Annotated in this window: 19 protein-coding genes and 1 pseudogene; 10 read left to right on the top strand and 10 right to left on the bottom strand. The window is 72.6% G+C overall.

Annotated elements, in window-relative coordinates:
- The first annotated feature begins 40 nt into the window (after window positions 1-40).
- Entirely contained in the window at window positions 41-3,610 is a 3,570-nt protein-coding gene (cydD, locus tag ACFWBY_RS26440; RefSeq protein ID WP_385333377.1) for a thiol reductant ABC exporter subunit CydD, read from the top strand.
- Window positions 3,611-3,653: 43 nt separating this feature from the next.
- Window positions 3,654-5,402 (top strand): GAF domain-containing sensor histidine kinase, encoded by a 1,749-nt coding sequence (locus ACFWBY_RS26435; protein ID WP_385333374.1) that lies wholly within the window; start codon window positions 3,654-3,656, stop codon window positions 5,400-5,402.
- Window positions 5,403-5,423: 21 nt separating this feature from the next.
- Here the strand turns inward: ACFWBY_RS26435 and ACFWBY_RS26430 are convergent, their stop codons facing one another.
- A complete protein-coding gene (locus ACFWBY_RS26430; RefSeq protein ID WP_385333451.1) occupies window positions 5,424-6,347 on the bottom strand; it encodes a Cof-type HAD-IIB family hydrolase in 924 nt (307 codons plus the stop codon).
- Between the two features lie 399 nt (window positions 6,348-6,746).
- On the opposite strand from ACFWBY_RS26430, the gene ACFWBY_RS26425 reads away from it, so the two are divergent.
- Entirely contained in the window at window positions 6,747-7,649 is a 903-nt protein-coding gene (locus ACFWBY_RS26425; protein ID WP_385333371.1) for an LLM class flavin-dependent oxidoreductase, read from the top strand.
- A gap of 104 nt (window positions 7,650-7,753) precedes the next feature.
- Here ACFWBY_RS26425 and ACFWBY_RS26420 read toward each other — a convergent pair whose 3' ends face one another.
- The 3 genes from ACFWBY_RS26420 to ACFWBY_RS26410 form a co-directional block, all read right to left on the bottom strand.
- Window positions 7,754-10,774 carry a tetratricopeptide repeat protein gene (locus tag ACFWBY_RS26420; RefSeq protein WP_385333368.1) on the bottom strand — a complete coding sequence of 1,007 codons (3,021 nt, stop codon included), beginning with the start codon at window positions 10,772-10,774 and terminating at the stop codon, window positions 7,754-7,756.
- Complete coding sequence (locus ACFWBY_RS26415) at window positions 10,771-12,630, bottom strand: HSP90 family protein (RefSeq protein WP_385333365.1); 1,860 nt, start codon at window positions 12,628-12,630, stop codon at window positions 10,771-10,773. The genes ACFWBY_RS26420 and ACFWBY_RS26415 overlap by 4 nt, the downstream gene beginning before the upstream one ends.
- Before the next feature lie 132 nt (window positions 12,631-12,762).
- Window positions 12,763-13,302, bottom strand: a complete 540-nt coding sequence (locus tag ACFWBY_RS26410) for an RNA 2'-phosphotransferase (RefSeq protein WP_385333362.1) — start codon at window positions 13,300-13,302, stop codon at window positions 12,763-12,765.
- A gap of 134 nt (window positions 13,303-13,436) precedes the next feature.
- On the opposite strand from ACFWBY_RS26410, the gene ACFWBY_RS26405 reads away from it, so the two are divergent.
- A complete protein-coding gene (locus ACFWBY_RS26405) occupies window positions 13,437-14,270 on the top strand; it encodes an aquaporin (RefSeq protein WP_385333359.1) in 834 nt (277 codons plus the stop codon).
- 105 nt (window positions 14,271-14,375) lie between these two features.
- Here ACFWBY_RS26405 and ACFWBY_RS26400 read toward each other — a convergent pair whose 3' ends face one another.
- The 4 genes and pseudogenes from ACFWBY_RS26400 to ACFWBY_RS26385 form a co-directional block, all read right to left on the bottom strand.
- Window positions 14,376-15,290, bottom strand: coding sequence for a MerR family transcriptional regulator (locus ACFWBY_RS26400; RefSeq protein ID WP_385333356.1), 915 nt, complete (start codon window positions 15,288-15,290; stop codon window positions 14,376-14,378).
- A 10-nt stretch (window positions 15,291-15,300) separates the two neighbouring features.
- Window positions 15,301-15,531 (bottom strand): annotated as a pseudogene (locus tag ACFWBY_RS26395) (metal-dependent hydrolase); the annotation flags it as partial.
- Window positions 15,532-15,622: 91 nt separating this feature from the next.
- A complete protein-coding gene (locus ACFWBY_RS26390) occupies window positions 15,623-17,395 on the bottom strand; it encodes an SDR family oxidoreductase (RefSeq protein WP_385333448.1) in 1,773 nt (590 codons plus the stop codon).
- Between the two features lie 5 nt (window positions 17,396-17,400).
- Window positions 17,401-18,258, bottom strand: a complete 858-nt coding sequence (locus ACFWBY_RS26385; RefSeq protein WP_385333353.1) for a M24 family metallopeptidase — start codon at window positions 18,256-18,258, stop codon at window positions 17,401-17,403.
- Window positions 18,259-18,493: 235 nt separating this feature from the next.
- On the opposite strand from ACFWBY_RS26385, the gene ACFWBY_RS26380 reads away from it, so the two are divergent.
- The 5 genes from ACFWBY_RS26380 to ACFWBY_RS26360 all read left to right on the top strand — a co-directional run bounded on the left by ACFWBY_RS26380 (window position 18,494) and on the right by ACFWBY_RS26360 (window position 22,812).
- Window positions 18,494-19,537, top strand: coding sequence for an ABC transporter ATP-binding protein (locus ACFWBY_RS26380; protein WP_385333350.1), 1,044 nt, complete (start codon window positions 18,494-18,496; stop codon window positions 19,535-19,537).
- Window positions 19,527-20,414: an ABC transporter permease subunit gene (locus tag ACFWBY_RS26375; RefSeq protein WP_385333346.1), complete on the top strand. Its 888-nt coding sequence runs from the start codon at window positions 19,527-19,529 to the stop codon at window positions 20,412-20,414. Before ACFWBY_RS26380 ends, ACFWBY_RS26375 begins: the two co-directional genes overlap by 11 nt.
- Window positions 20,411-21,322 carry an ABC transporter ATP-binding protein gene (locus ACFWBY_RS26370; protein ID WP_385333343.1) on the top strand — a complete coding sequence of 304 codons (912 nt, stop codon included), beginning with the start codon at window positions 20,411-20,413 and terminating at the stop codon, window positions 21,320-21,322. Before ACFWBY_RS26375 ends, ACFWBY_RS26370 begins: the two co-directional genes overlap by 4 nt.
- A gap of 14 nt (window positions 21,323-21,336) precedes the next feature.
- On the top strand, window positions 21,337-22,056 hold the full coding sequence (locus tag ACFWBY_RS26365) for an ABC transporter permease (RefSeq protein ID WP_385333340.1): 720 nt from the start codon (window positions 21,337-21,339) through the stop codon (window positions 22,054-22,056).
- A 105-nt stretch (window positions 22,057-22,161) separates the two neighbouring features.
- On the top strand, window positions 22,162-22,812 hold the full coding sequence (locus tag ACFWBY_RS26360) for a rhomboid-like protein (RefSeq protein ID WP_385333338.1): 651 nt from the start codon (window positions 22,162-22,164) through the stop codon (window positions 22,810-22,812).
- A gap of 7 nt (window positions 22,813-22,819) precedes the next feature.
- On the opposite strand, the gene ACFWBY_RS26355 is transcribed toward ACFWBY_RS26360, so the two are convergent.
- The gene (locus ACFWBY_RS26355; protein ID WP_385333335.1) at window positions 22,820-23,467 is read right to left on the bottom strand and encodes a response regulator; all 648 of its coding nucleotides are present in this window, start codon (window positions 23,465-23,467) and stop codon (window positions 22,820-22,822) included.
- 10 nt (window positions 23,468-23,477) lie between these two features.
- Window positions 23,478-24,467, bottom strand: a complete 990-nt coding sequence (locus tag ACFWBY_RS26350; RefSeq protein WP_385333332.1) for a sensor histidine kinase — start codon at window positions 24,465-24,467, stop codon at window positions 23,478-23,480.
- Window positions 24,468-24,620: 153 nt separating this feature from the next.
- On the opposite strand from ACFWBY_RS26350, the gene ACFWBY_RS26345 reads away from it, so the two are divergent.
- Window positions 24,621-25,160 carry a hypothetical protein gene (locus tag ACFWBY_RS26345; protein WP_385333329.1) on the top strand — a complete coding sequence of 180 codons (540 nt, stop codon included), beginning with the start codon at window positions 24,621-24,623 and terminating at the stop codon, window positions 25,158-25,160.
- Window positions 25,161-25,272: the final 112 nt, after the last annotated feature.

Below are 25,272 nucleotides of genomic sequence, written 5' to 3'. Positions count from 1 at the left end.
GCTTGTCCGCCCCGCCTGCTCCTGACTGGGGATGTTTCACGTGAAACCGATCGACCCGCGCCTGCTCCGGTACGCCCGTTCCACCCGCCTCTTCCTGGGAGCGGTGGTGGCCCTCGGGCTCGCCGGGGCGGGGCTGGTCGTGGGCCAGGCGATGCTGATCGCCGATATCGTGGTCGGCGCCTTCGAGGACGGTCTGGACGGCGGAGCCCTGCGGACCCCCCTGCTGCTGCTCGCGGCGGTGGCGCTCGGCCGGGGCCTCGTGGCATGGCTGACGGAGCTGGCCGCGCACCGGGCGAGCGCGGCGGTCAAGTCGGAACTCCGGGGCCGGCTGCTGGAGCGGGCCGCGGATCTCAGCCCCGGCGGGCTGAGCGCCCATGGGGTGTCCCCTGCGCGAAGTGATTGGGGAGGGACGGGGTCCCTCGTGGCCCTGGCCACACGGGGCGTGGACGCGCTCGACGACTACTTCTCCCGCTACCTGCCCCAACTGGGGCTCGCGATCGTGGTCCCCGTGGCGGTGCTCGCCCGGGTCGTCACCGAGGACTGGGTGTCGGCGGCCATCATCGTGGGCACCCTGCCGCTGATCCCGCTCTTCATGATCCTCATCGGGATGGCCACCCAGTCCCGGATGGACCGCCAGTGGCGCCTGCTGTCCCGGCTGTCGGGGCACTTCCTCGACGTGGTGGCCGGCCTGCCGACCCTGAAGGTGTTCGGCAGGGCGAAGGCGCAGGCGGAATCGATCCGCAAGATCACCGATGACTACCGGCAGGCGACGATGCGCACGCTGCGCATCGCGTTCATGTCGTCGTTCGCGCTCGAACTGCTGGCGACGCTCTCGGTGGCGCTGGTCGCCGTGACCATCGGCATGCGGCTGGTCCACGGTGAGCTGGACCTGTACACCGGGCTGGTCATCCTGGTCCTGGCGCCCGAGGCGTACCTGCCCCTGCGCCAGGTCGGGGCGCAGTACCACGCGGCGGCGGAAGGACTGGCCGCCGCGGAAGCGATCTTCGAGGTGCTGGAGACCCCGCTCGCCGCGTCGGGCGGGACGGCCGCCGTACCCGCTTCGGGGCTGCGGATCGAGCTCGACGCGGTGGCGGTCCGCTACGAGGGCCGGGGCGAGGACTCCCCCGGGCCGGTCTCGCTGTCCGTCGGACCGGGCGAATGCGTGGCCCTCACCGGGCCGAGCGGCGCGGGCAAGTCCACGCTGCTGCAAGTGTTGCTGGGGTTCGTGAGGCCGAGCGCGGGCCGGGTGCGGATCGGTGGCGTGGACCTCGCCGGACTGTCGGTCGAACAGTGGCGGGAGCGGATCGCGTGGGTGCCCCAGCGGCCGCACCTGTTCGCCGGAACGATCGCGGAGAACGTCCGGTTGGCGAGGCCGGGGGCGGCCGACGCCGAAGTGACCGCCGCGCTGAAGGACGCCGGGGCGTGGGAGTTCGTACGGACCCTCCCGCGCGGTGCGCAGACGGCGCTCGGCGAGGGCGGGGCCGGGCTGTCCGCCGGGCAGCGGCAACGCCTCGCGCTGGCACGGGCCTTCCTGGCGGACCGGCCGGTGCTGTTGCTGGACGAGCCGACGGCTGCGCTGGACGGCGAGACCGAGGCGGCCGTCGTGGACGCCGTGCGCAGGCTCGCGGTCGGCCGGACGGTGCTTCTGGTGGTGCACCGGCCGGCGCTCCTGGCGCTGGCCGACCGGGTCGTACGGGTCGAGGCGGGCCCCGCCGGGCCCGCGCCCCGTACACCCCTTCCCGCCCCCGCCGACGGCGCGGTCGCGCCGCGGGCAGCCGTACCGCGCGATCCCGGGGAGTGGATCCTCGGGGTTGCCGCCGAGCGGTCGGCCAGGACGGGCGGGGTGGAAGCCGGCGGTCGGGATCCGCTCAAGCGGGTGCGGGGGGTGGCCAAGGCCTGGCAGGGGCGGTTCAGGCTCGGACTGTTGCTCGGGGCGCTGGCCGTCGGGTGCAGCGTCGGGCTGATGGCCGTCTCCGGATGGCTGATCTCGCGGGCCTCCGAACAGCCGCCCGTGCTCTACCTGATGGTGGCCGTCACCGCCACGCGCGCCTTCGGCATCGGGCGGGCCGTCTTCCGGTACGCGGAGCGGCTCGTCTCCCACGACGCGGTGCTGCGGATGCTCGCCGACCTGCGCGTCTCCGTCTACCGCCGGCTGGAGCGCATCGCGCCCGCCGGGCTGCCCGCGCAGCGGCGCGGCGATCTGCTGACCCGGCTGGTGGCCGACGCCGACGCCCTGCAGGACTACTGGCTGCGCTGGCTGTTGCCCGTCGGCACCGCCGTGCTCGTGGGGACGGGATCGGTGGCCTTCACCGCATGGCTGCTGCCCGAGGCCGGGGCCGTACTCGCCACCGGGCTGCTCGCCGCCGGGGTCGGGGTGCCGCTGCTCAGCGCGGTCTGCGCGCGCCGTACCGAGCGCCGGCTCGCGCCCGCCCGGGGAGAGCTCGCCACCCGCGTGGCCGATCTGCTCACCGGGACCGCCGAACTGACCGTCGCCGGCGCCCTGGACGGCCGGAAGGCCGCCGCGAAGGACAGCGACCGCACGCTGACCGGGATCGCCGCCCGTGCGGCCGCCGTCACGGGACTCGGGAGCGGACTGTCCGCCCTGCTGTGCGGACTGACCGTGGTGTGCGCCGCCGCGGTGGGTGCGAACGCCGTCGCGGGAGGCCGGCTGTCCGGGGTCGCCATGGCCGTCGTCGTGCTGACTCCGCTCGCCGCGTTCGAGGCCGTCGCCGGCCTTCCGCAGGCCGTCCAGTACCGCCAGCGGGTCCGCCGCAGCGCCGAGCGGGTGTACGAGGTCATCGACGCGCCCGTCCCGGTCGCCGAGCCGGAGGTGCCGGCGCCGCTGCCGGCTTCGCCCTTCCCGCTGCGCCTGGCCGGCCTCGCCGCACGCCACCCCGGGCAGGAGTGCGACGCGGTGCGCGGGCTCGACCTGACCCTGGAGGCGGGACGCCGGATCGCGGTGGTCGGCCCCTCGGGATCCGGGAAGACCACGCTGGCGCAGGTCCTGCTGCGCTTCCTGGACGCGCACGAGGGCTCGTACACCCTGGGCGGGACCGACGCGTGCGCGATCGACGGAGACGACGTGCGCCGGGTCGTGGGCCTGTGCGCCCAAGACGCGCACATCTTCGACAGTTCGGTACGGGAGAACCTGCTCCTGGCCCGGCCCGGAGCGAGCGAAGGGCAGTTGCGGGAGGCCCTGGCGGCGGCCCGGCTACTGGAGTGGGCCGACGGGCTCCCGGAGGGTCTGGACACGCTCGTCGGCGAGCACGGCGAGCGGATCTCCGGCGGCCAGCGCCAGCGCCTCGCGCTGGCAAGGGCGCTGCTCGCGGACTTCCCGGTCCTCGTCCTGGACGAGCCCGCCGAGCACCTGGACCTGGCGACGGCCGACGCGCTGACGGCGGATCTGCTGGCCGCGACCGAGGGCCGCACCACCGTGCTGATCACGCACCGGCTGGCCGGTCTGGAGGAGGTCGACGAGGTGCTCGTCCTGGACCGCGGCGCGGTGGTCCAGCGCGGTGCGTACGCGGAGCTGGCCATCGTCCCTGGGGCGCTCCGGAGGCTTCTGGAGCGCGAGCGCGAAACGGACGGGGCGGCGGCCGGATTCTCCTAGTCTCGACTTTCCTCGCGAAACCGGACTAACTAGTCTCAAGACCATGTCAGCCCAGCAGTCCCAGCAATCGCCCGAGCCGTCTGCGGAGCCGGCGCAGCAACAGCCCGACCCGCTGGAGGCCGCGGCTGCCGCCACCCGGAGCCTCCAGGGGCTGTCCACCGAGCTCACGGCCCGGGTTCCGCAGCTGCTGGAAGCCATGCGGTCGGTCGGTACCGGCCTCGAACTGCACTCCACGCTGGACCGCATCTGCGAGACGGCCGCCGAGCTCGCGGGTGCTCGCTACGCCGCCATCGGCGTCGTCGACACCGAGGGCCGGGGGCTCTCCGACTTCGTCACCTTCGGCGTCAGCGACGCCCTGGCGAAGGAGATCGGACACCGCCCGGACGGGAAGCGCGGACTGCTGGGCGCGCTGATCTCGCATGCCGACACGGTGCGCCTCGCCGACCTCGGCAAGGACCCGCGCGCGGCGGGCTTTCCCGAGCACCACCCGCACATGAAGACCTTCCTCGGCGTTCCGATCCGGGTGCAGGGCCAGATCTTCGGCAACCTCTACCTCGCCGAGAAGAACAGCGGTGGCGAGTTCACCGACTACGACGTCCACATGGTCCGGGTGCTGGCCACCGAGGCGGGCATCGCCATCGGCAACGCCCGCCTCTACGAGGCCGCCACCCAGCGCGAGCGCTGGATCGACGGCTCGGTGGCCGTCACCACCGCCCTGCTGTCGGGCGGGGACGCGGACGACGCGCTCGCGGTCGTCGCCGAGCAGGCCCGTCGGCTCGCCGATTCGGCTGCCGGGATCGTGATGCTGCCGGCCGAGGACGGCGGGATGGAGATCGTCGCGGTCTCCGCCGACAACCCGGCCACCTCGCTCGGCGTCGTCATCCCGGCCGAGAGCCCCGTGGTGGCGCGACTGCTGCGGGGCGAGCCGGTCTTCGTGGACGACGCCTCCTCCGACCCGCGCATGATCAATCGTCTGACCAGCCAGTACGGAGGCTGCATGCTGTTGCCCCTGCAGAGCGGCGGCCGGGTGCTCGGCGCGCTCGTCACCCCCCGGGCGCGTGGCGAGCGGCCGTTCAGCGAGGCCGAGCGGACCTTGGCCACGCAGTTCGCCTCCCAGGCGGCGCTGGCGCTGATGATGGCGGAGGCGCAGCGCGACCGGGAGCGCCTCGCGGTCTTCGAGGATCGAGACCGGATCGCACGCGATCTGCACGACCTGGTCATCCAGAGGCTCTTCGCCACCGGAATGATGTTGGAAGGCGCCCAACGACGGTCCGTCGTACCCGAGGTGCGCGACGGAGTCGGCAAGGCCGTGGACGAGCTCGACGTGACGATCCAGGAGATCCGCACCGCGATCTTCGCGCTTCAGCAGGGACCGGCGGAGGCCCCCTCGGGTCTGCGCACGCGGGTGCTGCGGGAGATCAACATGGCTGCCGTTCCGCTGGGCTTCAAGCCCGCGCACCGCTTCCTCGGGCCGGTCGACGCGGTCGTCGACGAGCTCGTCGCGAAGAATCTGATCGCCGCCCTGCGCGAGGCCCTCTCCAACGCGTTCCGGCACGCGGACGCGTCCCGGATCGAGGTGGTGCTCGATTGCACCGTCACCTTGGCCGACGGACGGCCCGGGGTCCGGCTGGAGGTCGCCGACGACGGGGTGGGCGTCGCGGAGGGCGGGCGGCGCAGCGGGCTGCGGAACCTGCGTCGGCGGGCGGAGTCGCTCGGCGGCTCCAGCTCGTACGGCCCCGGCCTCGGCGAGGCGGGCGGCGGGACCACCCTGGTGTGGGAGGCCCCGCTCTGAGCCGGCCCGCCTCGGCTCGCGCTAGGCCTCGGCGCGTGCGGACCGTTCGGCCAGGATGCGCTCGATGACGAGGGCGACGCCGTCCTCGTTGTTGGCGACCGTGCGGCCCGACGCGGCCGCGATCACGTCGGGATGGGCGTTGCCCATCGCGTACGAGGCACCTGCCCAGCTGAGCATCTCGACGTCGTTCGGCATGTCTCCGAAGGCGACCACCTCGGCCGGCGAGATACCGCGCTCCTCGCAGCACAGGGCCAGGGTGCTGGCCTTGGAGACGCCCGGACCGCTGATCTCCAGCAGGGAGGTCGGGCTGGAGCGGGTGATCGAGGCGTACGCGCCGGCGGTGGAGCGGGCCAGCGCCAGGAACTCGTCCGGAGCCAGCTCGGCGTGATGGGCGAGGACCTTGAGGACCGGCGCCGAGTCGTCGTCCCTGGCCTCGTCGAGCAGCTGTTCGGCGGTGGCGACGTTGGCACCCGGGTCCTGGAAGAACGGCGGGTAGGCGGGCTCGTAGTTGATCCCCGTGGTCAGCTCCACGGCGAAGGAGGTGCCGGGGGCAGCGGCCCGCAGGGCCTCCACCACCTTGAGAGCCGTGATCCGGAGCAGCGGCCTGACCTGTACGAACTCCCGGCCGGTGGGCACCGGCCCGATGGCGTGCAGATCGACGACGGCGGCGCCGTTCGCGCAGATGGCCAGACCGTGGCCCTGTACGTGGTCGCTGACCACGCCCATCCAGCGGGCCGGGCGTCCGGTCACGAAGAACACCGCGATGCCCGCCTCCTCGGCGGCGGCGAGTGCGGCGACCGTGCGGCTCGAGACGGATTTGTCGTCGCGCAGCAGGGTGCCGTCGAGATCGGTGGCGATGAGCCGGGTGATGGGGGTGGGCCGGGAAGTGGGGGTGGGCCCGTCCGGGCGCTGGGGAGCCGAGGTCACGCGTCCATCTTCGCCCATGACGCCGGGGCCGTGTTTCACGTGAAACATTCCTCATGGATCAGGGGGATGTGGCGATGTTTCACGTGAAACATCGCCACATGGTTGTCAGTGGGGGGTGGAAGGATCTCCTCGCCGGTTTCGACGATGTCACACGGGGGGCGCCGTGCTCATTCCTTCAGCCCGGAAGTCGGACTGTGACGCCTGCGGCGGCCCGCACGCGAAGTGGGTCGCGAGCCTGTGGATGGCGCTCTGCGCGGCATGCGAGGGGACGGGCGCCGCATACCCGGAGCGAGAACCGGTACTGGTGGGGGAGATCCTCGCCGGTGACGCGTACGCCCGGTTCCGTTCGTGCCGTGGCGAGGGCGCGTCCGGCCCGCGACGTGACGAGGGCAGGGGCGGCGGTCGTAGGCTCGGGGCATGACTCTGCGCCTGAGTACCGTGATCCTTCCCGTCCACCGCTGGCACGAAGGCGGACGCGACCGCTGGCAGCGGGCCGAAGAACTGGGGTTCCACGCCGCGTACACCTACGACCACCTGTCGTGGCGGACCTTCCGTGACGGGCCGTGGTTCGGCGCGCTGCCCACGCTCACGGCCGCCGCGACCGCGACGGAGCGCCTGCGGCTGGGGACCCTCGTCACGTCGCCGAACTTCCGCCACCCCGTGACGCTGGCCAAGGACCTCATGTCCCTCGACGACATCTCCGGGGGCCGGATCACCCTCGGGATCGGCGCCGGCGGCAACGGCTTCGACGCCACCGCGCTGGGCCAGGAGGCGTGGACTCCGAAGGAGAGGGCGGACCGCTTCGGCGAGTTCCTGCCGCTCCTCGACCGCCTGCTCACCGAGGCGGACGTCTCGCAGGAGGGCACCTTCTACTCGGCCGTGGAGGCACGCAACATCCCCGGTTGCGTCCAGCGGCCCCGGCTGCCCTTCGCCGTCGCCGCGACCGGCCCGCGCGGCCTGAAGCTCGCCGCGCGGTACGGGCAGGCGTGGGTGACGACCGGTGACCCGAAGATCTTCGACGAGGGCACCCCGGAGGACTCCGTGGAGGCTCTCCGGGGCCAGATCAGCAAGCTCGGCAAGGCGTGCGCGGACTCCGGCCGGGACGTGGCCGAGCTGGACAAAGTCCTGCTCACGGGCTTCACGCCGGACCGGGGGCGCCCGCTGGAGTCCGTGGACGCCTTCGTCGACTTCGCCGGCCGCCACCAGGAGCTCGGCTTCACGGAGCTGGTGATCCACTGGCCGATCCCAGAGTCCGACTTCGCCGCCGACCAGGAGGTCTTCGAGCGGATCGCCACCGAGGGGCTGGCCCAGCTGGGCTGATCCGCCCCGCAACGAGGCTCGGCGAAGCTGCCGCCCGCGCTGCCCCGCTGACGAAGGAGCGCCCGCGCTGCCCCGCTTGACGAAGGGGGCAGCGCGGTACGGCGTCAGGGCGACGCGCGCAGCAGGTGCCCTCGGGTGCGTTCGGCTTCCTGCAGCAGCCACTCCGGTGCCGTGCCCTCGGGCAGCGCCCGCACCTCGTCCGCCAGCGCCGCGAACCGGGCCGCGCCGGCTTCGGGCCGTCCCAGCTCGTGTTCGGTCCAAGCCGCGTTGTTCACACAGCGGTACCGGGCCTCCAGGTGGTCCGGACCCAGCTCGGCCTGGAGGGCGGCGGCCCGCTCCCAGAGCGAGACCTCTTCCAGTCGCAGCGCCTCCAGCTCCGCCGCGCCGAGCGGTTCGGCGGGACCCGTGGCCCCGTCCGCCTCCTCGTCGTCGAAGCGTTCCTCGTGTGCGCAGACCCGCCGGTCGAGGATCTGGGCCAGCTGGTTCCAGGTCTCGGCGAGCTCGGCCCGCGCCTCGACCGCGTCCGGCGCCTCGGCCACAGCGGCGCGCAGCACGTCCGCGGCCTCGTCCATCCGCGCCCGGGCGCGCGCCACCGCCGCGTCGGTGACCTCCTCGCGCAGCTCCAGCCAGGCCAGCGACCGCAGGATCCGGACCTCGGCGATCGGCGCGTCCTTCGACCGCCGGTGCAGGTCGAGCGCCCGCTCGTACGCGGCGACCGCCTCCGGCACCAGCCGCGCCTCGGAGAGCCGGTCGGCCGCAGCGTGGGCGAAGTGCGCCTGCGGACGCGGGTCCTCCCAGTCCTTGGTCACCTCCGCCGCCAGCAGGTACTGCTCCGCCGCGCCCCGGGCGTCCCCCAGTTCGCGCAGCAGATCGCCCAGGAACTCCCGTACGGAGACGGCCTGGCCCTCGCCGTGCTCCAGCAGGTCGGGCAGCGTCGACTGGAGGACTTCCGCCGCCTCGGCCGTGCGGCCCTCCCGGGCGTGGCAGCGGGCGAGCAGCAGCCGGGCCTGGGCACCGCCGTCGGCGCTGAGGCCGGCCTGGTCGAACCAGTGCGCCGCCTCCAGGGCGTGAGCTGCGGCCTCCGCGTCCGCCCCGCCCCGGCGCAGCAGGATGTCGGTCAGCGTGAGCCGTACGACGCCCTGCGTCTCGGGGTCGGTGGCCTCGGAGGCGTGCGCCAGCCCCGCGCGCGCCGCCTCCTCGGCCTCCTCGGGGCGGTCCAGCGACATCAGGACTCCGGCCCGCAGCACCAGGGGGTCCACGGCCAGCCAGGGCCGGTCCGCCGCGAGCGCCCGGTCGGCGCAGGTGGCGAGCAGGGCCACGGCCCGCTCCGGGTCGCCCTCCGAGAGCGCGAGGCGGCCCAGCATCTCCTCGGCCTCCGCCGCCACGTCCGGCAGGGCGGCCCCGTAGGCGTCGATGAAGGCCTTGAGCTCGGCGGCCAGTTCGCCGTGCCCGTGCCCGTGTGTGTGACTTTCCTCGTGCCCTTGGCCCGCGTCGTGGCCGTGCTCGTGTTCACCCGAGGCTTCGACCGAGCGCAGGTAGGACTCCACGCGGATCGAGGTCAGCTCCGCGTACGCGATCCGCCGGGTCCGCAGCGGCTCGTCCGCGTCCAGCGCCTCGGCCGCGCGCAGGGCCACCGCGATCAGCTTCCGCAGCTCACCCGGTGCGGTCCCGGACTGCGCGGCCACCGTCGCGAGCCGCAGCTCGGCCAGGGCCGCGCGCTCCGCCCGCCCGAGCTCCCGGTAGCCGTCGCGTACCCCGGCCAGCAGTTCCGCCGCCCCGGCGGCCCCGGACCGTGCTGCCGACAGGGCCCGGTGGTCCGCCACGTCGGCAGCGACCAGCCGGTCCGCCCCGGCCTCGGGGTGTGCCGCCACCTCGGCCCACAGCGCGTCCGCGCCGGGGTGCCCGAGCTCCCGCGCCGCGCGGGCCCGCTCCACCAGGTCCGTGAAGCCCCCGGTCGAGGCGGGCGCCGGCGCGGGCGCCCTCCGTACGGGGGCGGACGCCGCCGGAGGCAGCGCCTGACTGCGCACGCCCAGCGGCAGGACCTCCAGCAGCGGGGCACGACCGATGCGTTCGACGAGCCGGTCCGAGACCCGGGTGGTGCCGTTGCGCTCGTCGAAGCGGCGGGCGATCGCCAGGGCGTCCTCGCGCAGGACGCCGTGGAGCTCGTCCACCGTGCGCGCGGAGCCCTCGTAGGGGACGGAGAGGTCCGCTCCGTGCCCGAGCTCGCCGAGGCGGCGCAGCAGCACGAGGATGCCTCCGTAGAACCGGAGCTGCGCCTCGACGTCCACGAGCGGGCCGAGGTGGGCCGAGTGCTCGGCGAGGATCTCCAGGCCGCGGGCCTCGTTGCCGGTCAGCGCGCAGAACTCGATGTGCTCACCGATGGAGCGCAGCAGGCTCTGGTTGCCCCGAGCCAAGCGGTAACCCCGCAGGTGGTGGGCGCGGGCCTCGTCGGCGCGGCCGAGCCGCAGCAGGGGGAGCAGGGAGCGGGCGAGCACCCGGTGTGGCTCCTCCAGGCAGCTCTGCTTGCCCGTCAGTACCGGCTCCCAGATGTCGACGGCCTTCGCGTCGTCGCCCCGGCCCGCCCAGAACCAGCCCTGGGAGTTGGTCTCGCAGGCGTGGCAGTCGCTCATCGTGTCGCGGTCGGCCGACTGCCAGCGGCTGACGGCCCGCTCCGCCCGCTCGTCGTCGCCGGTGGCGTCGGCGAGGTAGAACTCGCTCTGGCGCACCGCGCGCTCGCTGTAGCCGGCGAGCCGGTAGCGCCGTTCCATGTCCTGCAGCCAGCCCGTGACCGAGGCCAGGGGTATCTCGGGGGAGCTGACGAGCTGGCCGGACACCCATTTGAACCGCCAGAACAGCGAGTGCGCCTGACCGCTGTCGAAGGCGCCCGGATCGCGGTCGTACTCCTGGAGCAGCCGGGCGAAGGGGACCACCATGCGGGTCCGCTCGGAGCTGTACTCGTAGGCGTCGATCTGGTTGAGCAGGGTCTGGCGGAACAGGCCGCTGTCGCCGCAGGCTTCGGCGGCGTTCGCCAGGGCCTCCGCCTGCGCGCTGCGCGCGGGCCCGTTGGGAAGGCACTGGTTGTCGTGGAGCGCCTGGCGGATTTCGGCCGCGGTCATCGTGCTCACTTGTGGTCCTCCTGGGTGTCGGCGGGGTGCGTGGCCCATTCCAGGAGCCCGAGGAAGGCTCGGTTGAGCAGGGTGGCGTCGGCCGGGCGCAGGGGCCGCTGGGACATCAGCAGGGCTTGGCCGTACAGCGATTCGACGGCGGTGGCGCTCAGCGCCTCGTCGGGGAGGGAGGCGATCCGGCGGATCAGCGGGTTGTTGTGGTTGAGGACCAGGCGGGCGCGCGGGGCGGAGCCGCGCAGCGCGCCGAGGATGCCGCTCCACAGCGAGTCGGCGCTGTCGAGGGCGGCGGTGCGGTCGCGTTCCTGCCGGGCCTGGCGGTCGTCGAGGTAGAGCGCGGGGATGGAGACGGGCTGGAAGGCGCGCAGGACGACGTCGCAGCTCTGGGGCTCCAGCCGGGTGCGGGCGGTGGCCAGGAAGGGGGCGAGGGACAGTTCGGCGGAGGTGGGGACGGGGTCGAGGCGTTCGGTGACGGCTCCCGCGTCGAGCTCGCTGACCTTGATCTCCGGCCGTACGGCGGGCAGCAGGGCCAGGAGGTCCGCGTCGTAGGTGTAGCCGGCGTTGACGACGCCGAGGCCGTGGGCCGCCGCGATCGGGGCGATCTGGCGGAACTCCTCCACGGTGCGCGTGAAGTGGATCTCCTTGTGCGCGGCCGCGAACTCCTCCAGGCTCACCGAGCCGTCGCTGGTCTCGAACGGCAGCCAGGGCAGCATCAGGCCGAGCAGCTCGGAGTCGTGCCGGGCCAGCGACTTCACCCCGAGGTGGTGGACGCTCAGGAAGGCGGCCAGGCGTTCGGGGTCGCTCGCCGCGAGCTCGGTGAGCCAGGTGCGGACGCGGGCCCCGAGGGCCTCGCGCACCGCGGCCAGGGTGTCGTCGTCGTAGAGGTTCTCGCGGGAGGCCGTGGGCCGCAGCGTGTCGGTGTCGATGACGGCGCGGACGAAGAACGCCCAGTCGGGCAGCAGGCTGTCGGCCTTGTCGGTCAGCAGCATGCCCTTGAGGTGGACCCGGTGTCCGGACCGGTGGGCGGGACTGGTCGGCTCGGGCAGTACGTACGCGACTCCGCGTACGCCTGCCACCGGCAGGTCGAGGTCGATGCTGTCGAGCGGAGTGAAACCGAAGAGTCCGGCGCAGTGCCCGGCGAGCGCGACGCGGCGGGCCGCGGGGGTCGGGAACGCCCGGTCCCAGACGGCGGGCCGGTCGGTGACCGGGCGCGGCTCGGCGCCGGAGGTGTCGTCGAAGGTGACGTCGTAGGGGAGGAGCGAGCCGTAGTCGCGGGCGAGCTGCTCGACCTTGGCCGGGACCATCCACTCCTCGGTGCCCGGCCGGGCTTCCAGAATGACGGTCGTACCGGGCTCCGGACGGGCGTCGGCGGGCAGTTCGCGCACGGTGTACGAGCCGTCGTCCGTGGCCAGCCATTCGACGGGCGCGGCTTGGGGGTCGCGGGCGGAGCGGGTGACGACGCGGATCCGGCGGGCGACGACGAAGCAGGCGAGGAGGCCGATGCCGAACTGGCCCAGGAACTCCTGACGGGTGGTCTCGAGGCCGTGGATCTCTTCGACGGCACTGTCGCCGCCGCGCTTGGAACTGCGGCCGATGGTGGCGAGGAGGGAGTGGGCTTCGTCGGCGGTCAGCCCGATGCCGCTGTCCTCGATGGTCACCCGGTCCGCGCCGGCCGACAGCCGGATGCGGACATCGGCCGCGGGGTCCAGGGTGCGGCGGGCGGTGACCGCGTCGACGGCGTTCTGGAGCAGCTCGCGGACGTAGACGCGCGGGCTGGAGTAGAGGTGGTGGGAGAGCAGGTCGACCAGGCCGCGCAGATCGACCTGGAAGGTGTTCGGGTGGGGTTCTTCGGACGTCATGGTGCGTCACCTCGCGTGCTGGCGTGTCGTGTTCGGCGACCGCGAGGTGTTCCCCCCCTCACAGATCCCGAAGTGAGGAACAGAGTAGGGGGATGATCTGACAATCCCTCTGTGAATTCCTGGGCTTTCCGCCTACTGGAACCGCAGGAATCGAGGCGGCACGCAGTCCACGAGCCACACCCCGTTGGCGCTGATCCGGAAGACGTGTCCGGCGGCGCGCATCGCCCCCGCGTCCACGCTGAGGACGACGGGCCGTCCGCGACGCGCGCCCACGCGGGTCGCCGTCTCCCGGTCCGGGGACAGGTGGACGTGGTGGCGGGCCATCGGGCGCAGCCCCTCGGCGCGGATCGCGTCCAGGGAAGCGGCGACGGTGCCGTGGTAGAGGTACGCGGGCGGTTCGGCCTCCGGCAGGCCGAGGTCCACGGGGACGGTGTGGCCCTGACTGGCCCGGATCCGCGTGCCCTCGACGGCGAAGCGCTGTTTGTCGTTGGCGGCCACGACGTGGTCGAGCTCCGCGCGGCTGATGGGGAAACCGTGGGCGGCCGCCGCGCCCAGCAGGTCGTCGATCTCGACCCAGCCCTGGGGATCGAGCGCCAGTCCGATGCGTTCCGGCTGGTGCCGCAGGTGTTTCGAGACGTATTTGGACACCTTCACGGTGCGTCTGTCGTCCATCCGCCCAGAGTGCCGCGTCGGCGGCGGCCCGCGCAGCGATTTTCCGCCGTCCCGCGGACGTGGACTCCCTCTGTCACCTTTCCAAGATACGGAATACATTTTCCGCTGGACTCTGACCCAAGGGGGAAGAAAGAATGACGAACGGTGCCTCTCTGTCGCGCCGTGCGGCCGCCGAGCTCATCGGCACCGCGGGGCTGCTCGTCGTGGTGGTCGGATCCGGAATCCAGGCCACCGCCCTCACCACGGACACCGGCGTCGCCCTGGTCGCCAACTCGCTCGCCACCGCCGTCGGGCTCGGGCTGATCATCACGCTCTTCGGGCCACTCTCCGGCGCCCACCTCAACCCGGTGGTCACCCTCACCGCCTGGTGGGGCCGGCGCTCCGGCGGCGAAGGGCCGGACGGCCGGGAGGCGCTGGTCTACGCCGCGGCCCAGACCGTCGGCGCCATAGCCGGAGCCCTCCTCGCGGAGGCGATGTTCGGGCGGGTCCCGGGCGCCTTCGCCACCCAGGTCCGCGACGGGGGGCACCTGCTCGTCGGGGAGGTCGTGGCCACGGCCGGACTGGTCCTCGTGATCCAGGGCCTCGGCCGCATCGGCCGTCCGGAGCTGATCCCGGGCGCGGTCGCCGCGTACGTCGCCGCCGCGATCTGGTTCACCTCCTCGGGCTCCTTCGCCAACCCGGCCGGAACCCTCGGGCGCAGCTTCAGCGATTCCTTCACCGGTATCGCCCCGCAGTCCCTCCCGGGGTTCATCGCCGCCCAGCTGCTCGGCGGGATCCTCGGCCTGGCGCTCGCGGCCCTGCTCTACGGGAGCACTCCCCGGGCCGCCGCGGGAGCCCCGGCGGCGAAGGGCGCGGTGGCGGACGCGGCCGACGCGATCGCCACGACTGACATGACCGGCGCGGCCGGGAACAGTCGTTCAGTGACCGAAATCGGCCCGTCCGGTCCCGCGTTCCAGGCCGTCGGATGACCCGTGGGGCGTAGTTCCCCACAGGGTGGACGGAGTTGTCCACAGCCCTTTGCGCCGGTTTCGGCGGCAAAGGGGCGATCCGCCCTGTGGACTACTGATCGAGCACTACCGGCCGCCCCGGCTCGCCAGGTCGTTCATCGTCCGAGCCTGCAGCTCCCGCTCCGTGGCGGCCCGGACGAACTCCGCGACGTGCTCGGCGCCCACCAGTTCCTGGACCGCCCGCACGGTCTCGGCGGGCAGCGGGACCGGGGACGGCCCCGAAGGCTGGGGGGTCCCGACGGCCCCGAGGTGCCGCTGCAGGTGCCGGGTGGCGAAGAGGCGCATGGCCCGCGCCAGTTCCGCGTCGACCGTCTGCTGTGCCAGGGGACGCAGTCTGCGCACCATCGTCGCCGCCTCGGCGGCGTCCGAGTCCGTGGGTGGGACGGCGCCCAGGTAGCGGGCGAAGACGTGCTCCGTGGTGAACTCCAGGAAGCGCGAGGCGATGTGTTCCACCTGGCCGCGCAACTCCCGCAGGTGGCCGGTGATCGCGGGCAGCGGGACGCCGGCGGCGTACAGCTCGGCCGCCACCGCCAGCTCCTGCGGGGAGGGCACCAGGTACTGGTCGGGTCGCCCCGGGATCCGCTCCAGCACGCCCAGTTCGCAGGCCTCGCCCACCGCCTCGTCGTCGGGCTTCCCGCCGAACCGGTGGTTCAGCTCGTCCCGGCTGATCCGGGCCGCTTCCTCGTCCGTCCAGGGCCCGTGCACCTCGGCGACGAGCCCGAGGACCCCGCCGAGACCGCGGCCCGCGTCCCAGGCCTCCAGGAGTTCCTTGATGGAGGCCAGGGTGTACCCGCGGTCCAGGAGGTCGGCGATCTGGCGCAGGCGCGCCAGATGCGTGTCCCGGTAGACGTTGGAACGGCCCCGCCGTTCCGGCTTCGGCAGCAGACCGCGGTCCTGGTACGCCCGGATGGTGCGGACGGTCGCACCGCTGTGGTGCGCCAGATCCTCGATCCGGTACTCGGCTACTGCCTGATCGGACACTCCCGGCTCCCTACGACATGGCGGCTCGGCCGACCGCGCCCGCGGCGGACCGGGCGGCAGGCGTTGGCGCGAGGTACTCGACCGCCCTGTGCAGCGAGCCCTCCTGCGAGGGATGGTACGACCGCCGCAGGTAGCGGGGTATGGCCGTGCCGAGCTGTCTCCAGGTGGGCAGCAGACCTTTGCCGGCAGCCCGGTGGTGCTCGCGCGGCGAACAGCGCCGCCGGGCGGGCAGTTCGGGGTCGGTGACCAGCGGCAGGCCCTCTCCGGCGCGGCGCGGTGCTCTCAGTCGAAGGCCACCCGCCGCGGTGTGATCGCGTACGGGGCGGTCCCGCTCACAGCCGGGGCTCCAGTTTCGCGAGCCGTCGCAGGGTGCCCGGAGCGAACCGGGACATCCACAGGGCTCCCTTGGACTCGGGAGTCACCGGGACCACGGCCTGGTTCTTCACCACCGCGAGCAGGATCGCGTCGGCTACCTTCTCCGGCGGGAAGTTGCGCAGCCCGTAGAGCCGGGAGGACTTCTGCCGGCGCCGCTTCTCCTCGGCCTCGTCCACCCCGGCGAAGCGGGAGGTCGCGGTGATGTTGGTGTTGACGATGCCGGGGCAGATCGCCGAGACGCCGATGGACCGTGACGCCAGCTCCGCGCGCAGGCACTCGCTCAGCATCAGCACCGCCGCCTTGGAGGTGCTGTAGGCGGGCAGCGTCCTGGACGGCAGGTAGGCGGCGGCGGAGGCGGTGTTGACGATGTGTCCGCCCTGGCCGCGCTCGGCCATCTGCTTGCCGAAGATCCGGCAGCCGTGGATGACGCCCCACAGGTTGACGTCGAGGACCTTCTTCCAGTCCTCGGAGGTCGTGTCCAGGAACGGACCGGAGAGACCGATTCCGGCGTTGTTGACCAGGACGTCCACGATCCCGTACTCGGCGGCGACCTTCGCGCCGAGCTTCTCCATGGCCTGCTCGTCGCTGACGTCGACGCACTCGCCCCACGCCTGCGGCGATCCGACGAGACGGGCCATGTCGGCGGTGCGCGCCGCTCCCTCGGCGTCCCGGTCCACGCACACCACGCGGGCGCCGGCCTCGGCGAAGGCGAAGGCGGTGGCCCGCCCGATGCCGCTCGCGGCCCCGGTGACCAGGACCAGCTGGCCGCCGAACCGGTCGGCGTACCGGCCCGGGGCCTTCTGCTCGGGCGCGCGCGTCGCGGGCTCCTCCCGGGCGTCGACGAACTCCGTGATCCACGCGGCCAGCTGGTCGGGCCGAGTCCGGGGCACCCAGTGCTTGGCCGGCAGGGTGCGCCGCACCAGGTCGGGGGCCCACAGCTCCAGCTCGTCGTAGAGCCGCTCGGACAGGAAGGCGTCCCCGGTCGGGGTGATCAGCTGGACGGGAGCGTGTGCGTACGCGTCGGCGCGCGGCCGGCGCAGCCGGGGCCGGACGTTGTCCCGGTAGAGCCACGCGCCGTGCGCGGCGTCGGAGGGCAGTGAGGCCGTGGGGTAGTTCCCCGCCGGGACCTTCTCGATCCGCTGGAGGATCTTCGGCCACCGCTTGCCGAGCGGGCCGCGCCAGGCGAGCTCCGGCAGCACGGGCGTGTGCAGCATGTACACGTACCAGGACTTGGCGCCCTGGTTCAGCAGCTGGGCGGCCCGGCGCGGGGTGGGCCGCGCCAACCGCTTCTTGATCCAGTGTCCGAAGTGGTCGAGGGACGGCCCCGACATCGAGGTGAAGGAGGCGATCCGGCCCTCGGTGCGGGCGGCCGTCGCGAACTCCCAGCCCTGTACCGAGCCCCAGTCGTGGCCGACCAGGTGCACCGGGCGGTCCGGGCTGACCGCGTCCGCGACCGCGAGGAAGTCGTCGGTCAGCTTCTCCAGGGTGAATCCGCCGCGCAGCGGCCGCGGGGCCGTGGAGCGCCCGTGGCCCCGTACGTCGTAGAGCACGACGTGGAAGCGGGAGGCGAGCCGCTCGGCGACCTCCGACCAGACCTCCTTGCTGTCCGGGTACCCGTGCACCAGCACCACGGTCGGCCGTTGCGCGTCACCCAGCTCGACGACGCACAGCTCGATCCCGCCGGTGCTCACCCGGCGCTCGCGCGCGCCCGCCAGACCCGTGTCCGTCATCCCGCTCATGCCGCCTTCTCCTCAGCCCAGCGCCGCACGTGCGGCAGGTCGTCGTCCAGCCAGTACGCGCTCTCCTCGGGGTCCCGGGAGTCGGTGACGACCAGGATCTCCTCGAACTTCGCGCCGGTGCCCCGGAAACCCAGGTGCGGTTCCACCGCCCACAGGCCGGCCCGCGGCGGGTGGTCGGAGAAGTGGTACGGGCTCCACAGCGGGGACCAGCCCTCGCGGTGGCCGTGGAGGGCGTCGGAGGCCAGCCCCTTCAGGGCCTGCGTGCCGAAGCCGAACGCGGTCGGCGACCAGCGTCGCTCCTTGACCCGGTCTATCTTGTGCGCGATGACCCCGAAGGGGTAGGCGCGGTGCCGGTTCGCGTACCCCTGGCTGATCATCAGCCGCTCGACGTCCTCGTAGATGTCGCGCAGCGACCGGCGCTCGCGCACCTGGTCGAGGATGAGCGCACGGTGGGCCTTCAGGTCGGACATGAGCCGGTCCTGTACCGGATTGAGGCCGAGACTGCCCGAGTAACCGATGTCGGCGGTGTAGCCCTTGTAGACCGGCGCCATGTCGAGGATGAACGCCATCCCCGGCTCCAGGGCCCGGTTCGTCGGGAAGAACTGCAGGGGGATCTTGAAGCCCGTGAAGGCGGTGCGGTCGCCGAACCACGCGAACGGCATGTGGAACCAGTCCCGCACGCCGCGCTCGCGCAGCCACTCGCGCTGCATCCGTGCGGCCTCGCGCTCGGTGACACCGGGGCGCAGCTGCGCCGCGACGGCCTCCGCGCACTCGTAGGAGAGGCGCTGCACTTCCCTGAACCCGCGCAGGTCGCAGGAGAGTTCCCTGGTGCGTCGTGCGGTGTCCCCAGCCATGCCAGCCATGTCAGCCGTCCGTCCGTATGCCGTACGCGCCCGTAACTTGACACTGATGAATGTGACAATGACTGGAGATCACGTCAAGGGCCGTGCACGGACCTGTGGACAAACTTGTCGGGTGCGCGTCAGCCTTGAGTCAGCCTTCCGTCAGGGGCCGTAGTCCTGAAGGCGGAGGAAGGATCGAGCTCCAGGTCTGACGATCGGACCGCCCGGCACCACTAACGTCGGTGACGTGACTGTCATCGCGACCGAAAGCCTGAGCAAGCGGTACCCCCGAGTGACCGCTCTCGACCGGCTCTCCCTGGACATCGGGCCTGGCGTAACCGGACTCGTGGGCGCCAACGGGGCCGGCAAGTCCACGCTGATCAAAATTCTGCTGGGACTCTCCCCCGCCACCGAGGGCACCGCCGCCGTACTCGGACTCGACGTCGCCACTCATGGCAGCGCGATCCGCGAACGCGTCGGCTACATGCCCGAGCACGACTGCCTGCCGCCCGACGTCTCGGCCACCGAGTTCGTCGTGCACATGGCGCGCATGTCCGGGCTCCCGCCGACCGCCGCCCGCGAGCGCACCGCGGACACCCTGCGCCACGTGGGGCTGTACGAGGAGCGCTACCGCCCCATCGGCGGCTACTCCACCGGCATGAAACAGCGGGTCAAGCTCGCCCAGGCGTTGGTCCACGACCCCCAGCTGGTCCTCCTCGACGAGCCCACCAACGGACTCGACCCGGTCGGCCGCGACGAGATGCTGGGCCTGATCCGCCGCATCTACACCGACTTCGGCATCTCGGTGCTGGTCACCTCGCACCTCCTGGGCGAGCTGGAGCGCACCTGCGACCACGTGGTGGTCGTCGACGGCGGCAAGCTGCTGCGCTCCAGCTCCACCAGCGACTTCACGCAGACCACCGCGACCCTCGCGGTCGAGGTCACCGACTCCGACGCCCACCCGGACGGCACCGCCGCCCTGCGCAAGGCGCTCACCGAGGCGGGCCTCACACTGCACGCCGGAGAGGAGGAGGGCCTGCCCGGGGCCGGCCACATCCTCCTCGTGGAGGCCACCGGCGAGGCGACGTACGACATCGTCCGCGACACCGTGGCCGACCTCGGCATCGGCCTCGTCCGCATGGAGCAGCGCCGCCACCACATCGCGGAGGTCTTCCGCGACACCGACCAGACGGCCGCCCAGGCCTCGGCCAGGTCCGCCGCCTGGGCGGCCAACCAGGCCGCCACCCTGTCCGTCACCCAGCAGAAGGGAGCCGGTTCCGATGGCGCCTGACACCTCGACCCAGATCCACAACATCGGCTACCGGTCCTACGACGGCCCCCGGCTCGGCCGCTCCTACGCCCGCAAGTCACTGTTCGCGCAGTCCCTGCGCGGCGCCTACGGACTCGGCCGCTCGGCCAAGTCCAAGGTGCTGCCGATGCTGCTCTTCGCGGTGATGTGCGTTCCCGCGCTGATCCTCGTCGCGGTGGCCATCATGGTGCCCACCTACACCGACCTGCCGATCAAGTACACGACGTACGCCCTGACCACCCAGGTGATCATCGGTCTGTACCTCGCGTCGCAGGCGCCCCAGTCGGTCTCGCGGGACCTGCGCTTCAAGACGGTGCCGCTCTACTTCTCGCGCCCCATCGAGCGCGTGGACTACGTGGTGGCGAAGTTCGCGGCCATGGCCTCGGCCCTCTTCATCCTCACCGCCACTCCGCTGGTGATCATGTACATCGGTTCGCTGCTCGCGGAGTTCGACTTCGGCGACCAGACCAAGGGATTCGGGCAGGGACTGGTGTCCGTACTGCTGCTGTCGCTGCTCTTCTCCGGGCTCGGCCTGGTCATGGCCGCACTCACCCCGCGCCGCGGCTTCGGCGTCGCCGCGATCATCGCCGTGCTCCTGATCCCCTACGGCGCCGTGTCCGCCGTCCAGGGCATCGCCTACAGCACCGGCTCGACCGGTGTCGTCGAGTGGCTGGGGCTGTTCTCGCCGATCAGCCTCATCGACGGGTTCCAGGCCGCCTTCCTCGGCGCCACCTCCGCCTTCCCCGGCCAGGAGGCCCCCTCGGCCGCCGCCGGCTCCGTCTACCTGCTCGTCATCCTCGCCCTCATCGCCGGCTCCTACGCCGCCCTGATGGCCCGCTACCGGAAGGCCGGGCTGTGACCACCATCGACATCGACCACACCTCCCGCTGGTTCGGGAACGTCGTCGCCGTCAACGACGTGACCATGCGCGTCGGTCCCGGCGTCACCGGCCTGCTGGGCCCCAACGGGGCCGGCAAGTCCACGCTCATCAACATGATGGGCGGCTTCCTCGCCCCCTCCACGGGCACCGTCACCCTCGACGGCGCCCCGATCTGGCGCAACGAGCAGGTCTACAAGCAGATCGGCGTCGTGCCCGAGCGCGAGGCGATGTACGACTTCCTCACCGGCCGGGAGTTCGTCGTCGCCAACGCCGAACTGCACGGCCTCGACGACGTGGCGGCTCAGCGGGCCCTGGCCACGGTCGAGATGGAGTACGCGCAGGACCGCAAGATCTCCACGTACTCCAAGGGCATGCGCCAGCGCGTGAAGATGGCCTCCGCCCTGGTCCACGACCCGTCCGTGCTCCTGCTCGACGAGCCGTTCAACGGCATGGACCCGCGCCAGCGCATGCAGCTCATGGAGCTGCTGCGGCGGATGGGCGCCGACGGCCGCACCGTGCTGTTCTCCTCGCACATCCTGGAAGAGGTCGAGCAGCTCGCCTCCCACATCGAGGTGGTCGTCGCCGGCCGGCACGCCGCCTCCGGAGACTTCCGCAAGATCCGCCGTCTGATGACGGACCGCCCGCACCGCTACCTCGTCCGGTCCTCCGACGACCGGGTGCTCGCCGCGGCCCTGATCGCCGACCCCTCCACCGCCGGGATCGAGGTCGACCTGAAGGAAGGCGTCCTGCGCATCCAGGCGGTCGACTTCGGGCGCTTCACCGAGCTGCTGCCGCGGGTCGCCCGCGAGCACGGCATCCGGCTGCTGACGGTCTCGCCCTCCGACGAGTCCCTCGAGTCGGTCTTCTCCTACCTCGTCGCGGCCTGAAGGAGCTGGCACCCATGTACAACCCCACCGTTGCCCGGCTCACCTACCGGGCCCTGCTCGGCCGTCGCCGCGCGCTGATCCTCTTCGCGCTGCCCGCCCTGCTGATCGTCATCTCCATTGCCGTCCGCGCCTTCACCGGCCTGGACGACAAGGTCGCCGCCGACCTCCTCGGCGGTTTCGCGCTGGCCACGATGGTCCCGCTGATCGGCGTCATCGCCGGCACCGGCGCCATCGGACCGGAGATCGACGACGGCTCGATCGTCTACCTGCTCTCCAAGCCGGTGAAGCGCCCGACGATCATCATGACCAAGCTGATCGTGGCGATCGCCGTCACCATGGTCTTCTCCGCGATCCCCACCCTGATCGCCGGCTTCATCCTCAACGGCAACGGCCAGCAGATCGCCGTCGCCTACACCGTCGCCGCGCTCATCGCCTCGGTCGCCTACAGCGCCCTGTTCCTGCTGCTGGGCACCATCAGCCGGCACGCGGTCGTCTTCGGCCTGGTCTACGCGCTGATCTGGGAGTCGCTCTTCGGCAGCCTCGTCGACGGCGCCAAGACGCTCAGCGTCCAGCAGTGGGCGCTCGCCCTCGCGCAGAAGGTCGCCGGCGAGGGCTACGTCGACGCCACGGTCGGGCTGCCGACCGCCGTGACCCTGCTCGTCGCGGTCACCATCGGCGCCACCGTCTACGCCGGCCAGAGGCTCCGCCGCCTCACCCTGGCGGGCGAGGAGTAGAGCCCGCGCCACCGGCCCCCGCGCGCCGGATGTTTCACGTGAAACAGTGCCCCGCCCGGCCCACCGGTCAGGCGGGGCACAGGTTCGCGCGGCATCATCGGGGACATGATCGATCACCCCGAGCCCGAGCCGTCCAGGCCGGTACGGTCCTGGATACGGTCCGCGCCCGGTACGCACGTCTGGATGCTGATCATCGCTCTGACCAGCGTGGTGGTCGTGATCGTGCCCGATCACCTCGAACACGTCCTGCTCCGCCGCAACAGCAGCAACATCCACGAGCTCGCCCGTCACCCCATACGGGCCCTGCTCAGCAGCGCCTTCTGGATCCAGAACCCGGCCTCGCTGCCCCTCTACGTCGTCCTCTTCGAGACCTTCCACGCCAATGTCGAACGCTGGCTCGGCACCCTGCGCTGGATTCTCATCGTCGCGACCGGCCACGTCACCGCCACCCTGATCAGCCAGAAGCTGGTCATGATGGCCATCCAGGACCACCGCGCACCGCGCAGCATGGTCCACGTCGTCGACATCGGCGTCAGCTACGGGCTCGCGAGCGCCATCGGCGTGCTGGCCTACCGGCTCCCCGGCCCCTGGCGCTCGCTCTACCTGGCGGGGTGCCTGGCGTTCTTCGGGCTCCCGCTCGTCACGGGCGGCACATTCACCGACCTCGGCCACGCCATCGCGCTCGCCGTCGGACTGCTCGCGTGGCCACTGACCCGATACCCGCACCCGCGCACCGGCCGGCTGTGTTTCACGTGAAACACGGTCAGGGCCCCTCGGGTCGCACCACCCCGTGCTCCCAGGCCCATGAAGCGATGCCCACCCGGTTCCTGACCCGCAGCTTCGCCTGGACATTGGCGATGTGCGTCTTCGCGGTCCCCGCGGTGATGAAGAGTTCGGCGCCGATCTCCGCGTTCGTGTGACCCTTCGCCACCAGCCGTACGATCTCCACCTCTCGCTCCGTCAGGGGATGCGCGCTCGGCGGCGGGGCGATCCGCTGCTCACCGGCCGCCCGGCTCAGCAGCCGCACCGTGAGCTGCGGGCTGATCAGGGTGTCCCCGGCCATGGCCGCCCGCACCCCCTCGATCAGCAGGGCCGGTCCCGACCGCTTCAGCAGGAAGCCGCAGGCACCGGCGGCCAGCGCGGTGTGCACGTACTCGTCGAGGTCGAAGGTGGTCACCACCACGACCCGGGTCTCGGGCGCCAGCAGCCGGGTCACCTCCAGCCCGTCCAGCCGAGGCATCCGGATGTCGGTCAGCACCACGTCCGGCCGTAGCTCCCGGGCCAGCGCCACCGCGCTCCAGCCGTCCGCAGCCTCCCCGACCACGGTCATGTCGGGCTGCGAATCGAGGATCAGCCGGAAACCGCTGCGGATGTCCTCTTGGTCGTCGGCTATCAGGATGCGTGTGGTCACGCCGACATGATCACCCGGTGGGGTCCCCCGCCGCCGGGAAGACCGCGGAAACCCGCCACCCTCCGTCGGCTCCCGCCCCGGCCCGCAGCGTCCCGCCCGCCGCTTCCACCCGCGCGCGCAGGCCGGCCAGTCCCGTACCGCCCCGGCGTCGACGGCCCAGCACTCCGCCCGCGCCGCGCGGAGCGGCGGAGTTGGTCACGCTGATCTCTATGCCCGCCTCGGCCCGCCGTACGGCGACCCGCACCGCGGCCGCTCCGGGCGCGTGCCGGCGTACGTTCGTCAGGGCCTCGACGGCCACCCGGTACGCCGCGGTGTCCGCCTCCCGCGACAGCTCCTGGACCGCCGCCTGGTCGGCGTCCAGCTCCCCGCCCTCGAACCGCTCCACCAGCTCCGACAGCTCCGCCAGGCCCGGGACCGGCGCCATCGGCCCGCCCGCCGCCTCCCGCAGCGCGTGCACCGTCCGGTCCATGGAGGCCAGGGCGCCCAACCCCGCCGTCTCGATCCGCTCCAGCGCGCGGACCGCCTGCCCGGGGTCCCGCACGGCCACGAACCGGGCCGCCTGCGCCTGGACCACGATGGCGCTCACCTCGTGCGCCACGAAGTCGTGCAGGTCCCGGGCCAATTCCAACTGCTGGTCGCGCCGCGCGTCCAGCACGGCCTGCCGTACCCGGGCCGCCTGGCGGCGCAGGTAGCCGCCGGCGGCCACCGCACCGAAGGCAGCCAGCGCCCAGAAGGCCGCGGCCCCGCCGATCTCCAGCCACGACCCGTCCGCCCACACCAGCGGGACCGGCCACAGCGTCACCGCCACCACGCCGAGGGAGCCCGCGAGACTCCCGGACCGCACCGGGGACCATCGGGCCACCAGGGCCAGCAGCGGCAGCAGGACCGCCATCCCCGCCAGCGTCCAGGTGTCGGGCACGCGCACGGCCGAACCGGTCAGGGAGAGCAGGCTCGCCGCGGCCAGGACGGGGGCGTACGACGCGCTCGGTTTCAAGGTCACCCCCCGACCCTACGAGCGCCTCCCGTCCCCGGACATCTGCCGTTCGGCAGAGACCCGCCGCCCCACCGCCTGCTGATCGGCGGATGGTCCCGGGGCGCCGGCCGGACCAGGCTTTGAGGCGTCACCGACCGTCTTCCGCAAAGGACTTGGACCATGACCACGCTCACCGCCGCTCCGGCTCCCTGCGCCGGCCCCGTCGTCAGCCGCCCGATCCGCCGGGCCGCCCACGCGGCCGCTCTCACCCTCGTCCCCAGCGGCCTGTGGAGGGTCGTCATCGCGGTCGGCGTACCCGTCGGCTGGGGAGCCGGCAGCGGACTGGAGGCCGACCTCTTCCCCGGGGTGTGGTCCTTCTACCTGGTGGCCCTCAGCGCCTTCGCGGAAGGTCTGGGCCTACTCACCCTCGGCCTCGTCCAGCGCTGGGGCGAGGTGGTCCCGAGCTGGATCCCCCGGCTGGGCGGCCGCCGCATCCCGCCCCTAGCGGCCGTCGTACCCGCCGCCCTGGGGGCCGCCGCCGTCACCCTGGTCACGGTGTCCGGTGCCTTCGTGTGGTCGACCAACATGACGATGCCGGGAGCGCCCACCGGGGCCGGCTGGTGGTTGATGACCGCTTGCTACGCCCCGCTGCTGCTGTGGGGCCCGCTGCTCGCGGTGGTGACCGCCGCCTACTGGCGCCGGCGCCGGGTGCACGGCTGACTCACGGAAAAATGACTGGTACGAGGCCTGCGGCAGGGGCAGAGTGAGCGGTGCGGGGAGCAACAAGAAGGTCCGGGACAGCCACTTCGAGCGCGCCTCGCGGCGCGGGCTG

Origin of the sequence: Streptomyces sp. NPDC060049, assembly GCF_042736715.1 — a bacterium.
In the GTDB taxonomy this organism is placed as follows: domain Bacteria; phylum Actinomycetota; class Actinomycetes; order Streptomycetales; family Streptomycetaceae; genus Streptomyces.
The sequence above is the reverse complement of the archived record's forward strand: the minus strand, read 5'-3'. Positions and strand labels throughout refer to the sequence as shown.

Excerpts from the sequence above, each read along its gene's own strand:
- ACFWBY_RS26410 (WP_385333362.1), bottom strand. The coding sequence starts at position 13,302 with ATGGACGACAGACGCACCGTGAAGGTGTCCAAATACGTCTCGAAACAC.
- ACFWBY_RS26415 (WP_385333365.1), bottom strand. The coding sequence starts at position 12,630 with ATGACGTCCGAAGAACCCCACCCGAACACCTTCCAGGTCGATCTGCGC.
- ACFWBY_RS26360 (WP_385333338.1), top strand. The coding sequence starts at position 22,162 with ATGATCGATCACCCCGAGCCCGAGCCGTCCAGGCCGGTACGGTCCTGG.
- ACFWBY_RS26390 (WP_385333448.1), bottom strand. The coding sequence starts at position 17,395 with ATGACGGACACGGGTCTGGCGGGCGCGCGCGAGCGCCGGGTGAGCACC.
- ACFWBY_RS26375 (WP_385333346.1), top strand. The coding sequence starts at position 19,527 with ATGGCGCCTGACACCTCGACCCAGATCCACAACATCGGCTACCGGTCC.
- ACFWBY_RS26365 (WP_385333340.1), top strand. The coding sequence starts at position 21,337 with ATGTACAACCCCACCGTTGCCCGGCTCACCTACCGGGCCCTGCTCGGC.
- ACFWBY_RS26430 (WP_385333451.1), bottom strand. The coding sequence starts at position 6,347 with ATGGGCGAAGATGGACGCGTGACCTCGGCTCCCCAGCGCCCGGACGGG.
- ACFWBY_RS26405 (WP_385333359.1), top strand. The coding sequence starts at position 13,437 with ATGACGAACGGTGCCTCTCTGTCGCGCCGTGCGGCCGCCGAGCTCATC.
- ACFWBY_RS26435 (WP_385333374.1), top strand. The coding sequence starts at position 3,654 with ATGTCAGCCCAGCAGTCCCAGCAATCGCCCGAGCCGTCTGCGGAGCCG.
- ACFWBY_RS26345 (WP_385333329.1), top strand. The coding sequence starts at position 24,621 with ATGACCACGCTCACCGCCGCTCCGGCTCCCTGCGCCGGCCCCGTCGTC.
- ACFWBY_RS26385 (WP_385333353.1), bottom strand. The coding sequence starts at position 18,258 with ATGGCTGGGGACACCGCACGACGCACCAGGGAACTCTCCTGCGACCTG.
- ACFWBY_RS26425 (WP_385333371.1), top strand. The coding sequence starts at position 6,747 with ATGACTCTGCGCCTGAGTACCGTGATCCTTCCCGTCCACCGCTGGCAC.